The following is a 23,248-nucleotide window of genomic DNA, read 5'->3' as shown; positions in this document are numbered from 1 at the left end:
ACCGGGTCCGTCGTCTCAAAAGGCCCGCATTCTAACCAGAATCCGGTGCCAGTGCCCGCTGGATGCGGGGTTCAGGCGAGCGAGACCGGGTCCACGTCGATCGCGATGCGAACCCCGCGCGGCAGATCCTCGGTCTGCCAGGAATGCCGCGCCTGCGCGAGCGTCCGGTGCAGGGCCTGACGCTCGGCTGCGCGCAGCAGGATCTGCTCGCGGAAACGCCGGTTCACGCGGTGGCGCGGGGCGGGCGCCGGACCCAGCACGCGCAGGTCCCCGTGCCGCGTCGCGAGCAGGTGTCCCGCGATGGTCTCCGCGTGGCGATGCGCCGCCGCGGCCTCGGCGGCCTCGACGCGGACCAGGGCCAGGTGCCCGTACGGCGGCAGCCCGGCCGCCTCGCGTTCGGCCAGCAGCGGCTCCAGCATCGCCGGGTAGTTACCGGCATCCAGCCCCCGCATCAGGGGGTGATCGGGGTGGCCGGTCTGCAGCAGTACCCGCCCGCCCCCGTCGCCCCGGCCCGCGCGCCCGGCGGCTTGCACGATCAGTTGCAGGGTGTGCTCGGTGGCACGCAGGTCCACGCTGAACAGCCCCTGATCGACGTCGACCACGCCGACCAGTCCGACGCGCGGGAAATCGTGCCCCTTGGCGAGCATCTGGGTGCCGACGACGATTGCGGCATCCAGCTGCCGGATGCGATCCAGTGCGGCCTCCAGGGCCCCCTTGTGACGCACGCTGTCGCGGTCCAGGCGGATGATTGGTGTCTGCGGGAAGTGCCGAGCCAGCGCCTGTTCCAGGCGCTGGGTACCCAGCCCGCGGTGGGCCAGGGTCTCGCCGCATTCCGGGCAGTGTTCGGCGCGGGGCTCCTGGTGCCCGCACAGGTGGCAGATCGCGCGGCGATCATGGGCATGCACGGTCAGGTGGGCATCGCAGTCCGGGCAGTCGGCGACCCAGCCGCAAGCCTCGCAGGTCAGCACCCGGGCAAAGCCGCGCCGGTTGAGCAGGACAAAGCACTGCTGGCCCTCGGCCAGGGTCTGCTGCATCGCATCCAGCAGTGGAGCGGTCAGGCCCTCGTCCGGGCTGTGCACGCGGGTGTCGATGGTCTCCACACCGGGTGGTTGCGTGCCGTCCGGCCGGGTGCGCAGATGCACATGGGTGTAACGGCCCTGGCGCGCGGCGTGCAGGGTCTCCAGGGTGGGCGTCGCCGAGCCGAGCACGACCGGGACTTGTTCCAGCTGGCCACGCTTGACCGCCAGGTCCCGCGCGCTGTAGCGAAAGCCGTCCTGCTGCTTGAACGCGCTGTCGTGTTCCTCGTCGACGATGATCAGGCCCGGCTCGGGCAGCGGGACGAACAGGGCCGAACGAGTCCCGACCACGATGCGGCGCTCGCCCTGCCGGGCCGCCTCCCAGGCGCGCAGGCGTTCGCCCTCGGCCAGGCCGGAGTGCAGCAGTGCCACCTGTCCCGGAAAACGTTGCTGGATGCGCCCGGCAAGCTGCGGCGTCAGCGCGATTTCCGGGATCAGGAACAGGACCTGACGGCCACGCGCGGCTGCATCGGCGGCCATGCGCAGATAGACCTCGGTCTTGCCGCTTCCGGTGACGCCCTCCAGCAGCATCGGGCGGGGGGCGTCCGGCGTCAACGCCGCGGTGGCCACCTCCTGCTCGGGGGTCAGGGTGTATTCAGTACTGGTGGGGGGCGCGGGTTCACCGGGATCGGCACGCGTCTGTTCCAGCCAGCCGCGTGCCTCGAGCTGTCGCAGGTCCTTCGCGGTGATCTGCAGTGCGGCCGTGGTGGCCAGCGTCGTCCGGTCCAGCGCGGCCCCGAGCGCGGGCAGGGCGCGCAGGATGGCGAGCTGGCGGCGGCCCCGTACCTGCCCTTCCGCGAGCGCCGCGTGGCCTTCCGGGGTGAGCCGCCAGAGGGGCTCGGGGGTCAGGCCGGGCAGCGGGTGACCCCGTCGCAGGCCCGGTGGCAGCGCGCCCAGCACAGCCTCGCCCAGCGGGTGGTGATAGTAGCGGGCCCCGAAGCGCAGGAGCTCCAGCACCGTGGGTGTCAGGATGGGCCCCGCATCGGGTGAACCCAATGCTTCGCGCAGCTTGTTCTCGGGCACGTCGCTTTGGTCCGCGAGTGCGACGACGATGCCGATCGCCTCGCTGCGCCCGAAGGGTACACGGACCCTTTGTCCGGCCCTCAGGTCGGTCCCGGCGGGGATCCGGTAGTCAAACAGGCGGTCCAGCGGTCGGTCGAGTACGACCTGGGCAATTCCGGTCTCGGGCATTCGACTAGTCTACGCCAGTCCGCGTGGGTGCAAGAGTGTGATCGTTATCCACAAAACCTGTGGACAACTCTGTGGAGGAAATGGGGTGAAAGCCACTAAATGCCTGTTGCTGCTTGGGTCGTGTCAGAATGGCTAAAAAGCGACCAAAGCCATTTTTATCGTGTTATCAGTGGCTTGCGTTTCTTTGGTGATATCGGTTGGCCGTTGTGTCACCTAATTGCCATCGTTTCCTTGCGCCTGTGGGTATCGTGTACAGGGGGTGTACAGGGGTTGCTCCGATATTGGTCTCCCGGGAGGGTGCGCACAAAAAAGCCCGGCCGCGTTGAAAACGGGGCCGGGCTCGCAAGCGAGGGACGGGCGCCAGGCCCGACCCAAGACTAGCCGAGGGCCTTGACCGAGGCCACCAGTTCGGCGGCCACCTTCTGGCCGTCGCCGTACAGCATCTGGTTGTTGTCGGCATAGAACAGGTGGTTCTCGATGCCCGAGAACCCGGCGCCCCTGCCGCGCTTCACGCAGATGACGTTGTGGGCCTGGTCGGCGTTCAGAATCGGCATGCCGTAGATCGGCGACTCCGGATTGGTCCGGGCCACCGGGTTCACGACGTCGTTCGCGCCGATCACCATCGCGACATCCGCGGTCTTGAACTCCTCGTTGATCTCGTCGAGATCGAAGATGATGTCGTAGGGCACGCCGGCCTCGGCCAGCAGCACGTTCATGTGCCCGGGCATGCGGCCCGCGACCGGGTGGATCGCGAATTTCACGTCCACGCCGCGCTTCTGCAGCAGCTGGGTGAACTCCCAGATCTTGTGCTGCGCCTGCGCCACCGCCATGCCGTAGCCCGGCACGATAATGACCTTCTCGGCGTAGGCCATCATGATCCCGGCGTCGTTGGCCTGGATCTCCTTCATCGTGCCTTCGATCTCTTCCTCGGCACCGCCGGAGGAGCCGCCGAACTGGCTGAACAGGATGTTCTTGATCGGGCGGTTCATCGCCTTGGCCATCAGCTGTGTGAGCAGCGTACCGGCCGCACCGACCACGATACCGGCGATCATCAGGGCCGGGTTGTCGAGGACGATACCCTTCAGACCGACCGCGAGGCCGGTCAGGGCGTTGTACAGCGAGATGACCACCGGCATGTCGGCGCCGCCGATCGGCAGGGTCATCAGCACGCCAAAGGCCAGCGCCAGGACGAAGAACAGCAGCAGGCTGAACGAGCCGATCTCGCCGCCACCGGTGGCCATCATGAAGCCCAGCAGCACGGTGATCGCGAAGATCGCGATGTTCACGATCTGCTGGCCGCCGAAGGTAAAGGTCTTCTTCATCAGGCCTTCGAGCTTGGCGTAGGCCACCAGCGAGCCGGAGAAGGCCACCGAGCCGATCAGCGAGCCGGTCACGGCGATCGCCAGGCCGGTGTTGGTGACCGTTTCCGGGGTGGCCTGCAGCAGGTAGATCGCACCGATACCGGCCGCGGCGCCGCCGCCCATGCCGTTGTACAGCGCGATCATCTGCGGCATGTCGGTCATCGCGACCTTCTTGCCACTCCACCAGGCCAGCGCACCACCAATGGCGATACCCAGGATGATCAGGGTGTAGTTCACGCCGCCGGAGATCTCCGGATGCACGAAGGTCACGAGCGTGGCGATCACCATGCCCACGCCGGCCCAGATGATCCCCGGACGCGCGGTGGTCGGGGAGGACATCTGCTTGAGGCCGACGATGAACAGCACCGCCGCCGCGAAGTAGGCGAGGTTGATGATCAGGCTCATGCGTTATCTCCCTTCTTGTCGTCCTTCTTGCTGGTCTTGAACATCTCCAGCATGCGTTCGGTGACGACATAGCCACCCACGGCGTTGCCCGCGGCCAGGATCACGGCGACAAAGCCGATCGCCTGTTCCAGCGGCGTCTGGGCATGGCCCAGCGCGACCATGGTCCCGACCAGCACGATGCCGTGGACGAAATTGGAACCGGACATCAGCGGGGTATGCAGGATGACCGGCACCTTGGAGATGATCTCGTAGCCGGTGAAGGCCGCGAGCATGAAGATGTACAGCGCGATAAAGCCTTCGATGATCATGATTGCGCTCCCTTCAGGGCCTCACGGGTGGCCTCGTGCACGATCTCGCCGTCGCGGGTCAGTACGCTCTTGGCGATGACCTCGTCTTCCCAGTCCGGCTTGAACTCGCCGCCCTCGGCGATCATCGGCGTGAGGAAATTGAGCAGGTTCTTGGCGTACATCTCGGAGGCATGCAGCGGAACCTGCGAGGGCACGTTCAGCGGGGCGTGGATGATCACGCCCTTGCTCCGGCTGGTCTTGCCCGGCTTGGACAGTTCGCAGTTGCCGCCACCTTCGGCCGCCAGGTCGATGATGACCGCGCCCGGCTTCATGCCCTCGACCATGTCTTTCGGGATCAGTTTCGGGGACTCGCGGCCCGGGATCGCGGCCGTGGTGATCAGCACGTCCGCCTTGGCGATGAACTCGCCCAGGGCGTCCTGCTGCTGCTTCTTCTCTTCCGCGGTCAGTTCGCGGGCATAGCCGCCTTCACCCTCGGCCGAGACGCCAAGATCCAGGAACTTCGCCCCCAGCGACTCGACCTGCTCCTTGGTCGCGGAGCGCACGTCGTAGGCCTCGACCATCGCGCCCAGGCGCTTGGCCGTGGCGATCGCCTGCAGCCCGGCCACGCCGGCGCCGATCACGATGACCTTGGCCGGGCGGATGGTGCCGGCCGCGGTGGTCAGCATCGGGAAGAAGCGGCAGGACAGATCCGAGCCCATGATCGCGCCCTTGTAGCCGACTACGGCCGCCTGCGAGGACAGCACGTCCATGCTCTGGGCGCGCGAGATGCGCGGGATCAGTTCCATCGCGAAGCTCAGAATCTTGCGTTCCTGCATCGCCTTGACCACGTCCGGGTTGCGGTGGGCGTGGAACAGGCTGACGACGGTTGAGCCTTCCGGCAGCTGATTGACCTCTTCCACCGTTGGCGGCGCCACGCGGACCATCAGGTCCGACTGGCCGTAGGCCGTCTCGGTGTCGACCACGGTGGCCGACTCGTAAGAGTCATCCGGGAAATGGGCGTTGGTGCCGGCCCCCTTCTCCAGCTGCACGGTGACGCCCAACTGGGCGAACTTGGCCGCCACCGTCGGATCCAGGGCCACGCGGCGCTCGCCGCTGGCACTCTCCTTGGGAACGGATAATTTGATTGCCATGCGCTCTCTCCCCGGGCCAAGCGTTCCCGCAATCCCTCCGGGACGTTCGGCCGCGCTCGCGGGTGGTAATAAGGACGCCGAACAAGGCTTTTGTGGCCCATTCGGCGGAAAAAACGGCCAGCAAGTGTAGCGGAATCGCCTTCGCGCTTAAACAGCCTGCCGATTTGTCACGACTTCCAAACCAGAATCGGGCCGCTCAAACCGGCATTCATGCCCCTGTAATTGCGTTGAACGGTCGGCCTGTTTATTGTCAAGCAAGTTCTGTGCGATCCCGTGCCGCGCAAGCGGTCGACTTCGGCGAAGGGGGCATGGATTTGCTCACGCCTGGTGCGTCGAGCCTGCTCAATTTCCGCGTGAGCAAATCCGTGTTTCCTTGGAGACGGGACGAGGTCATGTTGCCGACCGAGCATCAGGTCCTGCGTACGGACGCTGCGGGCATGCCACTGGAATGGATCGGCCTGGAACAGGCCGTGCGCCTCTATTACACCGAGCAGGTCGCCTACGCCTGCGGGAGTCTGCTGTATCGCGTGCGTGGCGGCATCAACGCCCGCACCGGGTTGCGATCCCGGGTCGAGGTCAACTCGATTATCGCTACCTTCGGCACCCGCCAGTCCCGCTTCAATCACTACATCCCGCCGCTCAACAACACCACGCTGTTCCGTCGTGACGCGCATCTGTGCCTGTACTGCGGACAGCACTTCTACGAGCGCGATCTCTCGCGCGACCATGTGACCCCGATCAGCCAGAACGGGGCGGATACCTGGAACAATGTGGTCACCGCCTGCAAGCGCTGCAACAACCACAAGGCCGGGCATACCCCCGAGCAGGCCGGCATGCAGTTGCTGGCGATCCCGTTCACGCCCACGCACGCGGAATATATCTACCTGAAAGGCAAGCGGGTGCTGGCCGACCAGATGGAGTTCCTGCTGGCGCATTTCCCCCGAACCAGCCCCCTGCGCGGCCGCCTCGGCTGACCGCACCCGCGCGCCCCGCGCGCCGCTCGCGCTATCCTTGGCAGGGAACCAACCTGACCCGCGTGACTCCGACAGGAGTCATCCACTCTCTATTGCCGCAGGGAGCACCATGAAGTACTTCGGAGAGGCGGACTACCGCCATGGCCAGCCACGCAAGGCGGGCGTACTGCTGACCAACCTCGGTACGCCGGACGAGCCCACGGCCCCGGCGCTCAAGCGTTATCTGAAGGAATTCCTCTGGGACCCGCGCGTGGTCGAGTTCCCGCGCCCGCTGTGGTGGCTGATCCTCAACGGCATCATCTTGAACATCCGCCCGAAGCGCTCGGCCGCCAAGTACGCCACCGTCTGGACCGACGACGGCTCGCCGCTGCTGGCCATCTCGCGGCGTCAGGCCGAGGGTGTACGCACCCGTCTGGCCGAGCAGGCCGGCGAGGAGGTCCCGGTCGCGTTGGGCATGCGCTATGGCAACCCGTCGATCGAGGCGGGCCTGGACGAGCTGCGCCGCCAGGGTGTTCGCCGCGTGATCGTGCTGCCCCTTTATCCCCAGTATTCGGGGAGCACCACCGGCTCCACCTTCGATGCGGTGGCGGATGTTCTGAAGGGCTGGCGCTGGGTCCCGGATCTGCAGTTCGTCGCCTCCTACGACGCCGAGTCCGGCTACATCGAAGCCCTGGCCAGCAGCGTGCGCGAGCACTGGAATGCGCACGGCCGGGCGGACCGCCTGGTGATGTCGTTCCACGGCATCCCGAAGCGCTATCTGCTCAAGGGCGACCCGTACCACTGCCTTTGCCATGCCACCGGCCAGAAACTGGCCGCCAGGCTGGGTCTGAACGACGACCAGTGGCAGGTGACCTTCCAGTCGCGTTTCGGCCGCGAGGAGTGGCTGAAGCCCTATACCGACAAGACGATGAAAGCGCTTCCCAAGGAGGGCGTGCGTTCGGTGGACGTGATCTGCCCCGGTTTCTCGGCCGACTGCCTGGAAACCATCGAGGAGATCGGTGACGAGAACCGTGAGATCTTCCTCAAGGCCGGCGGCGAACGCTTCCACTACATCCCGGCGCTGAACGATCGGGCCGACCACCTCGACTTCCTGGCCGGACTGGCCCGCCAGCACATCGCCCCGTGGCTGAACGATCCGGATAATGCCCCCGAGGCCCGCGCCGCCGCCCGCGAACGGGCGCTGGCCCTGGGCGCGCAGCAGTAGGCCGCGATGGACGAGCCCACCGCGCCCGGACAAGTCGAGGCACCCGGAGAGACCGAGATCGGTGCCGTGATCATCGGCGATGAACTGCTCAGCGGGAAGCGCCGTGACCGGCACCAGGAACACCTCACCGCGGCCCTGGCGGAGAAGGGATTGGAGCTGGCCTGGGTCCGCATTGTCGGGGACCACGCCGGTCGTTTGACGCAGACCTTTCGCGAGACGCTGGCGACCGGGGCGGAGGTCTTCAGCTTTGGCGGCATCGGCGCCACGCCGGACGATCGCACCCGCGCCTGCCTCGCCGAGGCGCTTGGGCTTCCTCTGCAGCCGCACCCGGACTTTATGTCCATCCTCGAGGAACGCTTTGGCGCGGAGGCCTGGCCGCACCGCGTGCGCATGGCCGAACTGCCGGAAGGGGCCAGCCTGATCCCGAATCCGGTCAACGGCATCCCGGGGCTCAGCTGCCAGCGTCATCACTGCGTGCCCGGATTCCCGGTCATGGCCGAACCGATGGTGCGCTGGGTGCTGGACCAGCGATTCCCCGGGCGTGATGCCGCCGCCGGCTCGATCGAGGAGGTCCTGGTGCTCGAGAACGTGACCGAGAGCCGCCTGGTCCCGGTGCTGGAGGCCATGGAGGCGGCATTCCCCGATCTGCGCATCTCCTGCCTGCCCCGGATGGACCGCCAGGCCCCGCAGGTCGAGCTGGGCCTGCGCGGCCCCCGCGCCCGCGTAACCGAGGGCCAGGCCGCGCTGCGCCAACAGCTGATTTCCGGGGGCTTTCTGAGCCACTGACAGGGTGGTGTCGCGCAGCGCCATTGGGGGCTTGCGCGCCCCTGCTTTCCCGGTATATTGCATTGGGCAGGCACTTGCCTGCGTGCCGCGTTCGCGGCCCGAATGGAAGACCCCGCACGTGAATCTGCCCGTTCCCGGCCCCGAGTGGCTGGACCCTGCCGAGAGGCTCCCGGCCCGCGCGCCGGCCGTCATCGAATCCCGGGTTCCCGAGGCCTGCGAGCCGGAGGGCTGGCTGGATACGCTGATGCGCGATCAGCGGTGCGTCTGGCCCGACTTCCTGCCGGCGGGCACGGTCGATGCCCTGCACGACGAGGTCTACGCCCTGCGCGATGCCGCGCAGCTGGCGCAGGCGCGGATTGGTCGGGGTGGCGAGCGCCATCGCGATCGGGCCACCCGCGGCGACTGGATCCACTGGCTGGATGGCGCCAGCCCGGCCCAGCAGGCGTTCATGGAGCGCCTGGACGCGATCCGGCTGCAGGTGGGCCGGACGTTGATCCCGGGCCTGTTCGAGACCGAATCGCACTTTGCCCTGTACCCGCCCGGCACTCATTACGCCCGGCATGTGGATGCCTTCCAGGCCGGCAACTGCCGCCGGCTGTCGCTGGTGTTCTACCTGAACCGCGGCTGGAACGAGCGGGACGGCGGCCAGCTCGCGATCTATGACGATGCGGACCGCGAAGGCCAGCGCATCCAGCCGACGGCCGGCACGCTGGTGATGTTCCTCAGTCAGACCGTGCCGCACGCAGTGCTCCCCACCCGCCGTTGGCGCGCGAGCATCGCCTCCTGGATGCGCGTGCGCGAGCTCTCCAACCCGCTTGCGGGTCTCGACCGCTTCTGACGCTCCTGAAACCGGCCGCGGTACGTTCTTGCAGCCTGCGACGCCGGCGCCCATGATCGGGGAAGGGCCTCAGCGCCCTTCGATCGAGCGCAACGCGGCGGGCCAGTATGGGCAAGAGCCGGCAAAGGCAGGACAAGGCGACCTCACTTCAGGACACGTCCACGGACGTGCCGTTGCAGGCCTCCTCGGCTTCGATCTGGGCCGAGCGCTATCAGTTGCATGACACCCAGGGCGAGCCGGTGGATGCCTCGGTCGAGGCGATGTTCGACCGTGTCGCCGGGGCCCTCGCCGCGGTCGAGGCGCCGGACAAGCGCGCGTCGATCGAGCGCGAGTTCCGATGGGCGTTGGACAATGGCGCCATCCCGGCCGGGCGCATCCTGGCCAACGCCGGGGCCGAGGTGCACAAGCCGCAGACCACGCTGATCAACTGCACCGTCTCGCGCACGATCCGGGATTCGCTGCAAGCCATCCTGGATGCCAATACCGCCGCCGGCCTGACGCTCAAGGCCGGGGCCGGCATTGGCTACGACTTCAGCACCCTGCGTCCGAAGGGTGCACTGGTCGCGGGCGCCGGCGCGCCGACCAACGGCCCGGTCGCGTTCATGCAGATCTTCGACCAGACCTGCCGCACCATCGGCGCGGCCGGCGGCCGCCGCGGGGCGCAGATGGCGACGCTCGATATCGGCCACCCGGATATCGAGCGCTTCATCCTCGCCAAGCGCCGCAAGGGGCGGCTGACGCAGTTCAACCTGTCCGTGCTGGTGCGCGATGCCTTTCTGGAGGCCGTGGAGCGCGACGACGAATGGGCGCTGGCCTTCCCGCTGCTGCCCGTCGAGCAGGACCGGGTGCCCGCATCCGATCTCGTCTATCGCGACTGGCCGGTGGTCGAGGACGGCTACCGCGTCGACGACCAGGGCCGGGTCGCCTGCCGTGTCTACCGCCGTGTGCGCGCCCGCGAGCTGTGGGACACCCTGATGCGCAGCACCTATGACGTCGGCGAACCCGGCGTCATCCTGATCGATCAGGTCAACCGCCAGAACAACGCCTGGTTCGACGAGGTGATCCGCGCCACCAACCCCTGCGGCGAGGAGCCGCTGCCGCCGGACGGGGCCTGCCTGCTGGGCTCGGTGAACCTGACCCGGTTCGTATCCGCGCCGTTCACCGCAGACGCCGCCTTCGACTGGGTGCGCTTCGAACGGGTGGTACGCGTGTTCACGCGCATGCTGGACAACGTCGCGGACATCTCCGGGCTGCCGCTGCCGGAACAGCGCGCCGAGATGCTGCGCAAGCGCCGCCACGGTATGGGCATCCTCGGGCTCGGGTCGGCCCTGGCGATGCTGGGTGAGACCTACGGCTCGGAGCCGGCCGCCGACTTCACCGCAGAGGTCTGTCGCCGCCTGGCGCTGGAGAGCTGGCGGGCCGGGCTGGAGCTTGCGCGCGAGAAGGGCCCGGCGCCGATCATGGACGAGGACTTCACGCTGACCGCGGACATGCTCCGGCGCCAGCCGGCGCTGGCCGAGGCCGGCTATCAGGTCGGCGATGTGCTGAAGGGGCGGGAGTTGCACGCGCGCTTCAGCCCCTACATGCAGCGCATCGCCGAGGAGGACCCGGCGCTGGTCGTGGCGCTGGCCGAGGGGGGCGCGCGCTTTACCCACGCGACCTCCATCGCGCCCACCGGGACCATCAGCTTCTCGGTCGCCAACAACGCGAGCAATGGCATCGAGCCGACCTTTCTGCACCACACCACGCGCAACTTCCGCCGCCCCGGGCGGCGCACCCGCGAGGCGGTGGACTGCTACTCGTTTGAGCTGCTGGCCTACCGCGCCCGGGTCGATGCCGACGCGGGGCCGGGGGATCTCCCCGCCAACGCGATCACCGCGGACCAGGTCAGTGTGGATGCCCACATCCGCATGCAGGCCGCCGCCCAGCCGTGGGTGGACTCGGCCATCTCCAAGACGCTCAACGTCCCGACCGATATCCCGTTCGAGGACTTCCTGCAGGTCTACCTGCAGGCCTGGCGCGCTGGTCTCAAGGGTTGCACCACCTACCGGCCCAACCCACAGGCGCAGATGGGCGTGCTGGTGGACCCCGAACGCCTGCGCAGCACCTGGTACACCTTCACCCTGGCGGACGGCCGGGAACTGACCCTGCGCGGCGACGAAGAGGTCGAATACGAAGGCCAGATCCACACCGCCGCGAATCTCTTCGCCGCGCTGGACGAGGGCTACTACGACGACGTCTGACGCCGTCGGGGAGGACACGATGCACCGGATCGACCAGCCCATCATCGCCTTTCGCCGCTCGGATGCCCCGCAGGGCGAGGGCGCGTCCGGCGGCGACGATCACCCCTTGGGCAAGCGCATCCCGTCGCGCCCCGAGGGCGAGCTCGAGTCGGTTACCGAGAAGGTGCGCTACTGGACCCAGGACGGGCCGCAGACGGTCTATCTGGTGGTCAGCTTCGTGGCCGTCTCCGGCACGGTCAGTGGCGAGCGCGTCACTATCGAGCGCCCGATCGAGTTCTTCCTGCCCACCGGACAGCACTCCGAGTCCTACCAGTGGATCTCCGCGACCATGCGCAGCCTGTCGCTGGCGGCCCGTGGCGGCTACGCCGCCCGCGCCCTGCGCGATCTGCGCAAGGTCACCTGGGACCGCGGCCCGGTCCGCTGCGGCGAGAACGAATACGGCAAACCGCTGTACCACCCCTCCGAGGTCGCCGCGATCGCCCACGCCCTGCAACGTATCCTCCAGCGCCGCGGCTTCCTCGACCCGGACGGCCACCCCCGCCCGCTCCGCGAACTGGTCGCCGCCTGTCGCGACAGGGACCGAATCCCGGAAGCCGCCGCCATTCTGGAAGCCCCGCGCCTGGGGGCCACAGGCGCTGCGCCCTGCCCACAGTGCGACGGCCCGCTCGAGCTCATCGACGGCTGTCCCACCTGCCGCGACTGCGGTTATTCGAAGTGCTAGGGCGAGGAATGGAATCTCGGTTATCGGCCCTGCAGTCTCCCCCTGAGGTCCAGTGTCATGCACTTCATGCCGCCACCGGATTTCTGAAATTCGTCGATCGCGACCCGATGCACCTCCATGCCGCGCTGTCGGTAGCGTTCGGCGATGCCAGTGGCCCGGTCGCTCAGGACGATTCGCTCGCCGTCACTAACCGCGTTAAGGCCGTAGGCCAGCGCATCGGCTTCGTTCGCCTCGATCACATTGGGCACACGATGCCGTACCGCCTCCAGGCTCTCTTGGGTAAAGGCGGGCGGATAGAGGGCAACGGATTGGCGATCGACCACGGTGAAAGCCGTGTCGAGGTGGTAGAAGCGGGCATCGGTTAGCTGCAGGCTGACGACTTCCACATCCAGAAACGACGCGAGCTCGGCGTGCGCCGCCTGATCGCTGCGCCAGGGGTAGCCGGCGAAGAGCGTGTCGTTCCAGATCAGCGCGTCGCCTTCGCCTTCGAAGTCGTGGCGGGGCTGGTAGAGCGCCGTGAATCCCTGTTCGCGAAACCAGCTTTCGAACCACCAGGTCTCGCCCTGACGCTCTGGATGCCGAAAGGTGGGCAGCGCCACCTTGTCACCCACGACGAGCGCGCCGTTGGCCGTGAAGACCATGTCCGGAAACCCCTCGACGGGCGGGATCAGGTTTACGTCCCAGCCGAGGGTCTCCGTATACAGTTGATAAAGCGCCTCCCATTGCCGGGTCGCGGTCTCCGGACACACGGGGCACTCAAGGTCCATCCAGGGGTTGATCTCATAGTGGATGGCGAAATACTCCGGGCGACACATCAAAACGGATTTCGCCATTGTGGTACTCCTCTAGGGAAACACTGATTAATGTACACCCTCGAGCTCGAGTCGCTTTTGTGTGCGAACAAGGCGCGGTGACCGCCGTGCAGTCATCCTGCACAAGGGAACCGCAACGCCGTGCGCGCGCCCGTTGTTACAAAAAACGGGCGGCCGAGCCCCTTCGTTCATTAAGTTGTGGGGTTGGCACCCCAGGTTCCCCGATCCTGCGTTGCGCCGCTTGCGGGTAGAACCACTACCCGCTGCACGACGCGCCTTGTCTCGGAAAACCTGGAGCGCCAACGCGAGGGTGTACATTAATCAGTGTTTCCCTAGTGGCCAGAATCGGCACGAACACGCTTTCGACTTGAAACGTGCCAGCACGGGTGCGTCCCTTCAAGTGCCTCCGTCGAGGTGCGTGAACGGGTGCGCCACAGCTGGTGCGCCGGGTTGGAATGAGGCCGGCCGCGTAGAGGTCTGTCTACATTTCTGCATGCACCACAGTGGATAGCTACACGGCTGGAGGGGGCGTCGTGGAAATCTCGCAGGCGGTCTCGTACTCTGGCCGGCCATTCGTCCACACCCTGCGGGAGACCTCGTGGCCCATATACTGAACCCGTATGCCGACGATCAGCCAGAGCCGAAGCATATCGTGCTGCGTGCCCGCAGTGGTCAGGCCGTCTCCGCCGACTTCACCCTGCAGGATCGGCGGGGCCGTGAGAGCGCGGCGGAATATCTGTTTCATCTCTATTCCACCATCAAGCAGAAGCTGGACGAGCCGGTCCTGGATACCGCTGCGCCATCGCCGGACGACCAGGCCGCCATGCAGCGACTGATCCTGTATTCGGCCGGCGCCCACGACACCATGTTCGGCACCTTTAATGCGTCCAGCACCTCCTCGGAGATGCCGGAGGAGGAGCGAAACGAGTTCGTAGAGATCTTCCTGCTGGCCTGTGCGACGGTCATTGAGGGCCAACGGATCACCGTCGACCTCCAGCGCGGCCACATCACCGCCGAGGCGGCCTGAACGCAACGGCCCTGGAATGGCCTCGTGCTGCCAGCAAGGACTGGATTGGCGGGCCCGGTTGGGTGGAGGCCGGCCGCGCAGCGGCGCGAAGCCTGTCTTCGCGAGGCCGGAACGGCGTGCGCCGGCAGGCGCGCGACTGGAATAGTCCGACCCGCCCAGCAGGAGCGCAAGCGAGTGGTGGGCCCGGTCGGACTCGAACCGACGACCAAGGGATTATGAGTCCCCTGCTCTAACCAACTGAGCTACAGGCCCGTAATCGGGGAGGGTACAAACGACTGCGGCGCCATTCTACCCGGAAAGGGAGAGATGGCGCCGCATCGGCAGGTCAGGCTCCGGCCGTTCGGCCGGGACGCCGGTTACTCGGCGTCGGTGTAGGTGCGCAGCAGTTCGGCGCGGGTCGGGTGACGCAGCTTGCGCAGGGCCTTGGCCTCGATCTGGCGGATGCGCTCGCGGGTGACGTCGAACTGCTTGCCGACTTCCTCGAGGGTGTGGTCGGTGTTCATGTCGATGCCGAAGCGCATGCGCAGGACCTTGGCCTCGCGCGGGGTCAGCGTGGACAGGATCTCGCGGGTGGCCTCGGACAGGCTCTCGCGCGCTGCGGAGTCCGACGGCGAGGCGACCTTTTCGTCTTCGATGAAGTCGCCCAGGTGGGAGTCTTCGTCGTCGCCGATCGGAGTCTCCATGGAGATCGGTTCCTTGGAGATCTTCAGCACCTTGCGGATCTTGTCCTCGGGCATCTCCATGCGTTCGGCCAGCTCTTCCGGGGTGGCCTCGCGGCCCATCTCCTGCAGCATCTGGCGGGAGACGCGGTTGAGCTTGTTGATGGTCTCGATCATGTGCACCGGGATGCGGATGGTCCGGGCCTGGTCCGCGATGGAGCGGGTGATGGCCTGTCGGATCCACCAGGTGGCGTAGGTCGAGAACTTGTAGCCACGACGGTATTCGAACTTGTCCACCGCCTTCATCAGGCCGATGTTGCCTTCCTGGATCAGGTCGAGGAACTGCAGCCCGCGGTTGGTGTACTTCTTGGCGATGGAGATCACCAGGCGCAGGTTGGCCTCGACCATTTCCTTCTTCGCGCGGCGGGCCTTGGCCTCGCCGATGGACATGCGGCGATTGATCTCCTTGATCTCGGAGATGTTCAGGCTGGCCTCGTGTTCGATCTCGGCGAGCTTCTTCTGCAGGCGCACGATCTCTTCCTCGTGCTCGGCCAGGGCGGTGGTGTACTTGCCCTTGGCCTTGCAGGCTTCCTTGATCCAGTCGGGATTGGTCTCGTTCTTCGGGAAGCTGTCGATGAACGCCTTGCGCGGCATCTGCGCCTGGTTCACGGCCAGCTCCATGATGCGACGCTCATGGCTGCGGATGCGGTCGATGGTGCCGTGCAGCTTGGTGGTCAGCTGGTCCACCATGCGCGGCACCAGCTTGAACTCCATGAAGTACTTGGCGGTGGCCTCGCGCGCGGTGGCATAGGCCTTGCGGTCGCCCTTCTCGAAGGCCTTGTGGGCCTTGGCGTGCAGCTTGCGCAGCTTGTTGAAGCGCTCGCGCGCCTCTTCCGGGTCGGGACCGGTGTCTACCGGTTCGGCGTCTTCTTCCTCGGCGTCCTCGACCTCTTCCACGATCGCGTCCAGTTCCGGCGAGGCCTCGGCGGCCGCGGCCTTCTGGGCCTCTTCCGCCTTCTGGGCGTCTTCCGGGGAGACCAGCCCGCGCGCCACGGCTTCGCCGTCCAGCGGGTTCTGCGGGTCGATGAAGGAGACCACGAGATCGGTCAGGCGGCCGTTGTTCTCGACGATCTGGTCGTACTCGCGAATCAGGTGTTCGATCGCGCCCGGGTGGTGGGCGAGCGCGAACAGCACCTGCATCAGGCCCTCTTCGATGCGCTTGGCGATGCGGATCTCGCCCTCGCGGGTCAGCAGCTCGACCGTGCCCATCTCGCGCATGTACATGCGCACGGGGTCGGTGGTGCGACCGAAGTCGCTGTCGGCCGCGGCCAGGGCGGCCACGGCCTCCTCGGCATCCTCGTCGGCGGAGACGGAGCCGTCGGACAGCAGCAGGCTGTCGGCGTCCGGGGCCTGCTCGTGCACCGCGATGCCCATGTCGTTGATCATCGCAATGATGTCCTCGACCTGGTCGGAGTCGATGATCGAGTCGGGCAGGTGGTCGTTAACCTCGGTATACGTGAGGTATCCCTGCTCCTTGCCCTTGGCAATCAGTTCCTTGAGCTGGGATTGTTGCTCTTCACGGTTCATTGACGTCGTACTCCGAGGTGCCTGGGTCGCTGAATGGGTCGTAGAAAAATCAATCCTGCATTGTAGCAGAAGATTCTTATATTGCCGGGATTCGCCCGCCAAACCCTCTGCCGGTTGCGGAAATCCCGACAGTAAAGCTGGGGGCAGGCTAGCCGATTTCAATGGGTTACGCCCTTCGAGGGGCGCATTTCGGGGGAATCTAACCGGGGTTTCTCTTCTGCAGTAATTCACTAAGACGCGCGAGCTCCTCGCGTTGTTCCGTAGCGAGCCCGCCGCCTGCGCGAGTGAGTTCACGAATTCGCGTGCGCGCCTGCTGGAGCAGGAGCTGGCGGGCACAGTCCATGGCCACCTGTTGGGTGACCTTCGGATCGCCATCCCCAAGCTCCCGCGCGGCCAGGGCCTGCAGGCGGTTGAAGTGGCGATCGTCACGGAAGCGTTCCAGCAGATGGGCACTGCTGCAGCCGGGACGCTCGTGCAGGGCCTCCAGCAGCTTGCCCAGGGTTTGCGCGGCAGTTCCCGCAAACGCCGTGAGTTCGGCCAGCTCGGACTGAGACCATTCGAGCTCCGGGTGCTGCAGGATTCGCGCAAGCAGCGCCCCCCAAAGGGCGGAGGGCGTCTCCTGCGCGGTGGTGCCCGCCGGCTCGGCGGATGGTGTCTCGGGGATGTCCGTGGGTGCCGAGGCCGGGCCCGTCGCGCGGGCGTTCCCGTCTTCCGCCTCGCGCAGTTGCTCGCCCAGCCGCTCCGGGCTCAGGTGGGTTTCCTGGGCGACACGTTCGACCAGCTGGTCGCGGAAAAGGGGGTCACGGGTGGTGGCGACCAGCTTCATCGCGGCGTGCGCGAAGCGGGTGCGTCCCTCGGCGGTATCGGTCGGGTGTTCCTCGCGCAACAACCGGACGAGCGTCTCGGATAGCGGCAGGGCACCCTCCAGGCGCTGTTCCCAGCCCGTGAGGCCGTCGCGCAGGACCAGGCTGTCGGGGTCGTCGCCCTCGGGCAGGAACAGCACGCGCACCTCGCGCAGGCCCTGGATCGCGGGCAGGGCCTCGGCCAGTGACCGCCAGGCCGCGCGGCGGCCCGCGGCGTCGCCGTCGAAGCACAGGGTGATGCGCGAGACCTGGCGGAACAGGCTGTCCAGGTGGGCACGGGTCAGGGCGGTCCCCATGCAGGCCACCGCGCGACGAAAACCGGCGCGCGCCAGCCCGACCACGTCCATGTAGCCCTCGACCACCACAATGTCATCCAGCCGGGTGCCGGCCTTGCGCGCCTCGAACAGGCCGTAGATGGTCTGCCCCTTGTGGAAGACCTCGCTCTCCGGGCTATTCAGGTACTTCGGCTCGCCGTCCTCGATCAGACGCCCGCCGAAGCCGGTGATGCGCCCGCGCCGGTCGCGGATCGGGAACATGATGCGCGCGCGGAAGCGCTCGCGGATGCCGCCGTCGTCGCGCCGCGCGGCCAGGCCGGCTTCCACCAGCTGTTGCGGGGTGAAGCGTGGCTTGAGTGCCTCGATCAGGCCCGAGGGCGGGGCCCAGCCGATCTGGTAGTCGCGGGCGGTGGTGCCGTCGATGCCGCGGTTTTTCAGGTATTCGACCGCCTTCGGCGTCTGGCGCAGCTGCTGCACGTAGTAGTCGGCGGCCGCGTTCAGGGCCTCGTACAGCGGCGCGTGGGCCTCGCGCTTGTCGTCCGCTCCAGCCTCGCGCGGGACCTCCAGTCCGGCCTGCTCGGCCAGTTGCTCGACCGCCTCGGGGAAGCTCAGGTTCTCGTACTCCATCAGGAAGCTGATGGCCGTGCCGTGCGCCCCGCAGCCGAAGCAGTGGTAGAACTGCTTTTGCGGAGAGACGTAGAACGACGGCGTCTTCTCGCCGTGGAACGGGCAGCAGGCGGCGAACTCGCGCCCGGCCTTCTTCAGGCTCACGCGGCGCTGGATCACCTCGACGATATCGCTGCGTTCGAGCAACTCGTCGATGAATGCCTGTGGAATGAGGCCTGCCATGGTGTCGCCGGGTATTCCTCGGGGGTGTGCTCGTCGTCAGGTTCGCATGATAGCCCAGCGTCGGGCCGCAACATGTCATTGCGGGATGTTGCAGCCGACGCGGCGAGCCCCGGAGGTCTCCGGGGCGGATGCCGGGGTTGCCCATGGAGATCGCCACGTCGCTTCGCTCCTCGCGATGACGCTGCTTTCTATCTCCCTGTCATTGCGAGGAGCCTTGGGCGACGAAGCAATCGGTATCCGTCAGCCTCCGATCGCGGGATGGTGTCAGGGTGCTGCCATGTCATTGCGAGCGCAGCGAAGCAATCTCCAGAAACTGCCACCAGAACACAGCATCAAGCGATTGTTTCGCTGCGCTCGCAATGATGGGTTCTCGGTACTGCAAACAAAACGGGCCCCGTGAGGGGCCCGAATCGCAGTACCGCCGGCTGTGGCGGCTCAGGCGGCCTGGCGCAGGTTGGCCAGCAGGCCCCGGAGTTCGGAGGCCTTGGGCTTCACCAGCCAGAAGGAGCCCTGGTAGTCGTCGAAACGTTCCAGGATTTCGCGGCCCCAGGCGCTGTCCGTCTCGTGCACGAACTCGGTGATGAGTTCCTCGAGGTAGTTGCGGTGCGCCTCCATGTCCTCGGTGTCGAGGCGGTGAAGGTCGATCAGCTCGTTGTTGATGCGGTCCGGGAAGTCGTTCTCCCGGTCCAGCACGAACGCGAAGCCGCCGGTCATGCCTGCGCCGAAATTGACGCCTGTGTTGCCCAGCACCACCATCACGCCGCCGGTCATGTACTCGCAGCCGTGGTCGCCGATGCCTTCCACCACCGCGATTGCGCCGGAATTGCGTACGCCGAAGCGTTCGCCCCCCTGGCCGGCCGCGAACAGCTTGCCGCCGGTCGCGCCGTACAGGCAGGTGTTGCCCATGATGGTGGTGTCCTGGCTGGCGAAGCTGGAGCCCTCCGGCGGACGGATGACCAGCTTGCCGCCGGTCATGCCCTTGCCGACGTAGTCGTTGGCATCGCCTTCCAGGTACAGGTGCAGGCCGCCGGCGTTCCAGACACCGAAGCTCTGCCCTGCCGTGCCTCTCATGCGCACGGTGATCGGGGCATCGGACATGCCCTGGTTGCCGTGGCGCTTGGCGATCTCGCCGGACAGGCGCGCGCCGATCGAGCGGTCGGTATTGGCGACGTCGAAACGGTACTCGCCACCGGCCTTGTTCTCGATCGCCTCGAGCATCTCGGCGACCATCTTTTCCGCCAGCTCGCCCTTGTCGAACGGCTCGTTCTTCGGCTCCTTGCAGAAGCGCGGCTTGTCGGCGAGGTCGCCGCTGGCCAGCAGGCCGTTCAGGTCCAGGTGCTGCTGCTTCGGCGTCTCGCCCGGCAGGATCTCCAGCAGATCGGTACGGCCGATCAGATCCGTCAGGCTGCGCACGCCCAGCTTCGCCATCCACTCGCGGGTCTCGCGGGCGACGAACTGGAAGTAGTGCATGACCATTTCGGGCAGCCCGATGAAGTGGTTCATGCGCAGCACCTTGTCCTGCGTGGCGACACCCGTTGCGCAGTTGTTCAGGTGACAGATACGCAGGTACTTGCAGCCCAGCGCGACCATCGGGCCGGTGCCGAAGCCGAAGCTCTCGGCGCCCAGGATCGCCGCCTTGATCACGTCGAGGCCGGTCTTCAGGCCGCCGTCGGTCTGTAGGCGAACCTTGTCGCGCAGGTCGTTGCCGCGCAGGGTCGCGTGGGTCTCGGTCAGGCCCAGTTCCCACGGGGTGCCGGCGTACTTCACCGAGGTCAGCGGGCTGGCGCCGGTGCCGCCGTCATAGCCGGAGATGGTGATCAGGTCGGCGTAGGCCTTGGCCACGCCGGCGGCGATCGTGCCGACCCCGGCCTCGGAGACCAGCTTCACCGAGACCAGCGCATCCGGGTTGACCTGCTTGAGGTCGAAGATCAGCTGCGCCAGGTCCTCGATGGAGTAGATGTCGTGGTGCGGCGGCGGCGAGATCAGGGCCACGCCCGGATTGGAGTAGCGCAGCTCCGCGATCATCTTGTTGACCTTGTGGCCCGGCAGCTGGCCGCCCTCGCCGGGCTTCGCGCCCTGGGCGACCTTGATCTGTAGCACCTCGGCGTTGACCAGGTAGTGCGGGGTCACGCCGAAACGGCCGGAGGCCACCTGCTTGATCTTGGACATGCGCTCGGTGCCGTAGCGGGAGACGGCCTCGCCGCCCTCGCCGGAGTTGGAGCGCCCGCCCAGGCGGTTCATCCCCGTGGCGAGGGCCTCGTGGGCCTCCGGCGACAGCGCGCCCAGGCTCATGCCGGCGGAGTCGAAGCGCGGCAGGATCTCGGCCTCGGACTCGACCTCGTCCAGCGCGATCGGCTCGATGTCATCGCGCACCTTCAGCAGGTCGCGCAGTACGGTCACCGGGCGCTCGTTCACCAGGTCCGCGTACTCCTGGTACACGCCGTAGTCGCCGGACTGTACCGCGCGGTGCAGGGTCTGGATCACGTCCGGGTTGTAGGCGTGGTACTCGCCTCCGTGGACATACTTCAGCAGGCCGCCCTGGCCGGCGCTCTTGCGCGGGTTCCAGGCGCGTTTGGACAGCGTCTCCAGGTCCGCCTCGATATCGGCGAAGCGGGTGCCCTTGATGCGGCTGGTGGTTCCGGTGAAGCAGGTGTCCACGACCTCGTCGGACAGGCCGACGATCTCGAACAGCTGCGCGCCGCGGTAGCTGGCGATGGTGGAGATGCCCATCTTCGACAGGATCTTGAACAGGCCCTTGTTGATGCCCTTGCGGTAGTTCTGCGCCAGCGTCAGCGGGTCCGCGTTCGGGATCTCGCCGGACTGGCACATGCCGTGCAGGGCGGAGTAGGCCAGGTACGGATAGATCGCGGTGGCGCCATAGCCGAGCAGGACCGCGAAGTGGTGCGGGTCGCGCACGGTGGCGGTCTCGGCGACGATGTTCGCGTCGGTGCGCAGCTTGGCGCGGATCAGGGCGTGATGCACCGCGCCCACGGCCAGTGCGGCCGGGATCGGGCGGCGTTCCGGGTCGATGCCGCGATCGGACAGCACCAGCACCACGGCGCCTTCGCGCACGGCGTCGACCGCGCGCTCGGTCAGGGTCTTCAGGGCGTCTTCCAGCGAGTGCGCGTGGACGTCGTAGTTCAGGTCCATGCGCTCGACACGGAAGGCGTCCTCGGTCTGGTTGCACAGCTCGCGGAACTTGGCCTCGGACAGTACCGGGGAGTCGGATACCAGGCGGTGGGCGTGGTCCGGGGTCTCCTCGAACAGGTTCTGCTCGCGGCCGAAGCACGTCTCCAGCGACATCACGATGCTCTCGCGCAGCGGGTCGATCGCCGGGTTGGTGACCTGGGCAAACTGCTGGCGGAAGTAGTCGTACAGCGAGCGGGTGTGGCGGGAGAGCACCGCGAACGGGGTGTCGTCGCCCATCGAGCCCACGGCCTCCTGGCCGGCCTCGGCCAGCACGCGCAGGATCTGGTCGCGCTCTTCGAAGGTCACGTCGAACAGCTTCTCGTAGGTCTCCAGGCGCTCGGCCGGCATCGGCTCGCCGGAGAACAGCTGGTTGTCGTCCAGCTGGCTCTTCAGCGGGTGCACTTGTGCCCGCAGCCACTGGCGGTAGGGCTGCCGTTTGCGGTTGATCTGGTCGATGTCCTCGGGGTGCAGCAGCTCGCCGGACTCGGTATCCACGGCCAGCATCTGCCCGGGCTTCAGTCGGCCCTTGGCGACCACGTCCTCGGGGGCGTAGTCGTACACGCCGATCTCGGAGGCCAGCGTGATGTGGCGGTCCTTGGTGATCACGTAGCGCGCCGGGCGCAGGCCGTTGCGGTCCAGGGTGCAGGCGGCGTAGCGGCCGTCGGTCAGCACGATCCCCGCCGGGCCGTCCCAGGGCTCCATGTGCATGGAGTTGTACTCGTAGAAGGCGCGCAGGTCGGAGTCCATGTGCGCGACGTTCTGCCACGCCGGCGGAACCAGCAGGCGCATCGCGCGGAACAGGTCCATGCCGCCGGCCAGCAGGACCTCCAGCATGTTGTCCAGGCTCTGCGAGTCGGAGCCTTCCAGGTTGACCAGCGGCTCCAGCTCGGCCAGCTCCGGCAGCTTCTCGGTGGCAAACTTGTGTTGCCGCGCGACCGCCCAGTTGCGGTTGCCCTGTACGGTGTTGATCTCGCCGTTGTGGGCGAGGAAGCGGAACGGCTGCGCCAGGCCCCACTGCGGGAAGGTGTTGGTGGAGAAGCGCTGGTGGAACACGCAGATCGAGGTCTCGAGCTCCGGGCGCTGCAGGTCGCGGTAGAGCACCGGCAGGTTCTCGGGCATCACCAGGCCCTTGTAGGAGACCACACGTGCGGACAGGCTGGGCACGTAGAACACCGGGTCGTCGCCCATCGCGATCTCGGCGCGGCGGCGCACCACGAACAGCGCGCGCTCGAAGTCATCGCCGTCCATGTCGGCCGGGGCATTGATGAACACCTGCAGGATGTGCGGCTGGCTCTTCAGGGCCTCGGCCCCGCAGGCGTCTTCCGCGTTGATCGGCACCTCGCGCCAGCCGGCAAGTTTCAGCGGGCCGCGCTCGATTGCGCCCTCCACGGTGGCACGCGTCTCGGCGATCTTTTCAGGATTGATGAACACGATGCCGGCGGCGAAGCGCTCGGCCAGCTCGATGTTCGACTCCGAGGCCAGGGTGCGCAGAAAGGCCTCGGGGGTCTTCATCAGCAGCCCGCAGCCGTCGCCGGTCTTGCCGTCGGCGGCAATCGCGCCGCGGTGGGTCATGCGTTCCAGGGCCTTGATTGCGGTGTCCACCACCCAGTGGCTGGCGATGCCGTCCATGTGCGCGATCAGGCCGAAGCCGCAGTTGTCGCGCTCGAATTCGGGACGGTAGAGGGTGCCGTTCAGTTGGTTCTGTCGCATCGGTGAACTCCGGTCACGGCGCACCAGGGGCGGGCCGTCA

Annotated in this window: 15 protein-coding genes and 1 tRNA gene; 7 read left to right on the top strand and 9 right to left on the bottom strand. The window is 67.0% G+C overall.

Going from position 1 to position 23,248, the window contains the following annotated elements:
• Positions 1–71: 71 nt before the first annotated feature.
• From C995_RS0100650 to C995_RS0100635, 4 genes are all read right to left on the bottom strand, one after another.
• Complete coding sequence (locus C995_RS0100650) at positions 72–2,267, bottom strand: primosomal protein N' (RefSeq protein ID WP_018863087.1); 2,196 nt, start codon at positions 2,265–2,267, stop codon at positions 72–74.
• 377 nt (positions 2,268–2,644) lie between these two features.
• Positions 2,645–4,033 carry an NAD(P)(+) transhydrogenase (Re/Si-specific) subunit beta gene (locus tag C995_RS0100645; protein WP_018863086.1) on the bottom strand — a complete coding sequence of 463 codons (1,389 nt, stop codon included), beginning with the start codon at positions 4,031–4,033 and terminating at the stop codon, positions 2,645–2,647.
• Complete coding sequence (locus C995_RS0100640; RefSeq protein WP_018863085.1) at positions 4,030–4,341, bottom strand: NAD(P) transhydrogenase subunit alpha; 312 nt, start codon at positions 4,339–4,341, stop codon at positions 4,030–4,032. Before C995_RS0100640 ends, C995_RS0100645 begins: the two co-directional genes overlap by 4 nt.
• Positions 4,338–5,471, bottom strand: coding sequence for an NAD(P) transhydrogenase subunit alpha (locus tag C995_RS0100635; RefSeq protein ID WP_018863084.1), 1,134 nt, complete (start codon positions 5,469–5,471; stop codon positions 4,338–4,340). Before C995_RS0100635 ends, C995_RS0100640 begins: the two co-directional genes overlap by 4 nt.
• Before the next feature lie 392 nt (positions 5,472–5,863).
• On the opposite strand from C995_RS0100635, the gene C995_RS0100630 reads away from it, so the two are divergent.
• The 6 genes from C995_RS0100630 to C995_RS0100605 all read left to right on the top strand — a co-directional run bounded on the left by C995_RS0100630 (position 5,864) and on the right by C995_RS0100605 (position 12,237).
• The gene (locus C995_RS0100630) at positions 5,864–6,445 is read left to right on the top strand and encodes an HNH endonuclease (protein WP_018863083.1); all 582 of its coding nucleotides are present in this window, start codon (positions 5,864–5,866) and stop codon (positions 6,443–6,445) included.
• A 109-nt stretch (positions 6,446–6,554) separates the two neighbouring features.
• Entirely contained in the window at positions 6,555–7,649 is a 1,095-nt protein-coding gene (gene hemH, locus C995_RS0100625) for a ferrochelatase (protein ID WP_018863082.1), read from the top strand.
• 6 nt (positions 7,650–7,655) lie between these two features.
• The gene (locus tag C995_RS0100620) at positions 7,656–8,435 is read left to right on the top strand and encodes a molybdopterin-binding protein (RefSeq protein ID WP_018863081.1); all 780 of its coding nucleotides are present in this window, start codon (positions 7,656–7,658) and stop codon (positions 8,433–8,435) included.
• A gap of 118 nt (positions 8,436–8,553) precedes the next feature.
• Positions 8,554–9,273 carry a 2OG-Fe(II) oxygenase gene (locus tag C995_RS0100615; RefSeq protein ID WP_018863080.1) on the top strand — a complete coding sequence of 240 codons (720 nt, stop codon included), beginning with the start codon at positions 8,554–8,556 and terminating at the stop codon, positions 9,271–9,273.
• A 107-nt stretch (positions 9,274–9,380) separates the two neighbouring features.
• Positions 9,381–11,516: an adenosylcobalamin-dependent ribonucleoside-diphosphate reductase gene (locus C995_RS0100610; protein ID WP_018863079.1), complete on the top strand. Its 2,136-nt coding sequence runs from the start codon at positions 9,381–9,383 to the stop codon at positions 11,514–11,516.
• Between the two features lie 19 nt (positions 11,517–11,535).
• On the top strand, positions 11,536–12,237 hold the full coding sequence (locus tag C995_RS0100605) for a hypothetical protein (RefSeq protein ID WP_018863078.1): 702 nt from the start codon (positions 11,536–11,538) through the stop codon (positions 12,235–12,237).
• A gap of 20 nt (positions 12,238–12,257) precedes the next feature.
• Here the strand turns inward: C995_RS0100605 and ddaH are convergent, their stop codons facing one another.
• Positions 12,258–13,070 carry a dimethylargininase gene (gene ddaH / locus C995_RS0100600; RefSeq protein ID WP_369771641.1) on the bottom strand — a complete coding sequence of 271 codons (813 nt, stop codon included), beginning with the start codon at positions 13,068–13,070 and terminating at the stop codon, positions 12,258–12,260.
• Between the two features lie 577 nt (positions 13,071–13,647).
• Between ddaH and C995_RS0100595 the strand changes: the two genes are divergently transcribed.
• On the top strand, positions 13,648–14,076 hold the full coding sequence (locus C995_RS0100595) for a hypothetical protein (protein ID WP_018863076.1): 429 nt from the start codon (positions 13,648–13,650) through the stop codon (positions 14,074–14,076).
• A gap of 175 nt (positions 14,077–14,251) precedes the next feature.
• Here the strand turns inward: C995_RS0100595 and C995_RS0100590 are convergent.
• The 4 genes from C995_RS0100590 to gltB form a co-directional block, all read right to left on the bottom strand.
• Positions 14,252–14,328 (bottom strand) — tRNA-Ile (locus C995_RS0100590).
• Between the two features lie 104 nt (positions 14,329–14,432).
• Positions 14,433–16,322, bottom strand: coding sequence for an RNA polymerase sigma factor RpoD (gene rpoD / locus C995_RS0100585; RefSeq protein ID WP_018863075.1), 1,890 nt, complete (start codon positions 16,320–16,322; stop codon positions 14,433–14,435).
• Between the two features lie 199 nt (positions 16,323–16,521).
• A complete protein-coding gene (dnaG, locus tag C995_RS0100580) occupies positions 16,522–18,309 on the bottom strand; it encodes a DNA primase (protein ID WP_018863074.1) in 1,788 nt (595 codons plus the stop codon).
• Positions 18,310–18,744: 435 nt separating this feature from the next.
• On the bottom strand, positions 18,745–23,208 hold the full coding sequence (gltB, locus tag C995_RS0100575) for a glutamate synthase large subunit (RefSeq protein WP_018863073.1): 4,464 nt from the start codon (positions 23,206–23,208) through the stop codon (positions 18,745–18,747).
• Positions 23,209–23,248 lie beyond the last annotated feature (40 nt).

It is taken from the genome of Thioalkalivibrio sp. ARh3 (genome assembly GCF_000377265.1).
GTDB lineage: Bacteria > Pseudomonadota > Gammaproteobacteria > Ectothiorhodospirales > Ectothiorhodospiraceae > Thioalkalivibrio > Thioalkalivibrio thiocyanoxidans.
The sequence above is the reverse complement of the archived record's forward strand: the minus strand, read 5'-3'. Positions and strand labels throughout refer to the sequence as shown.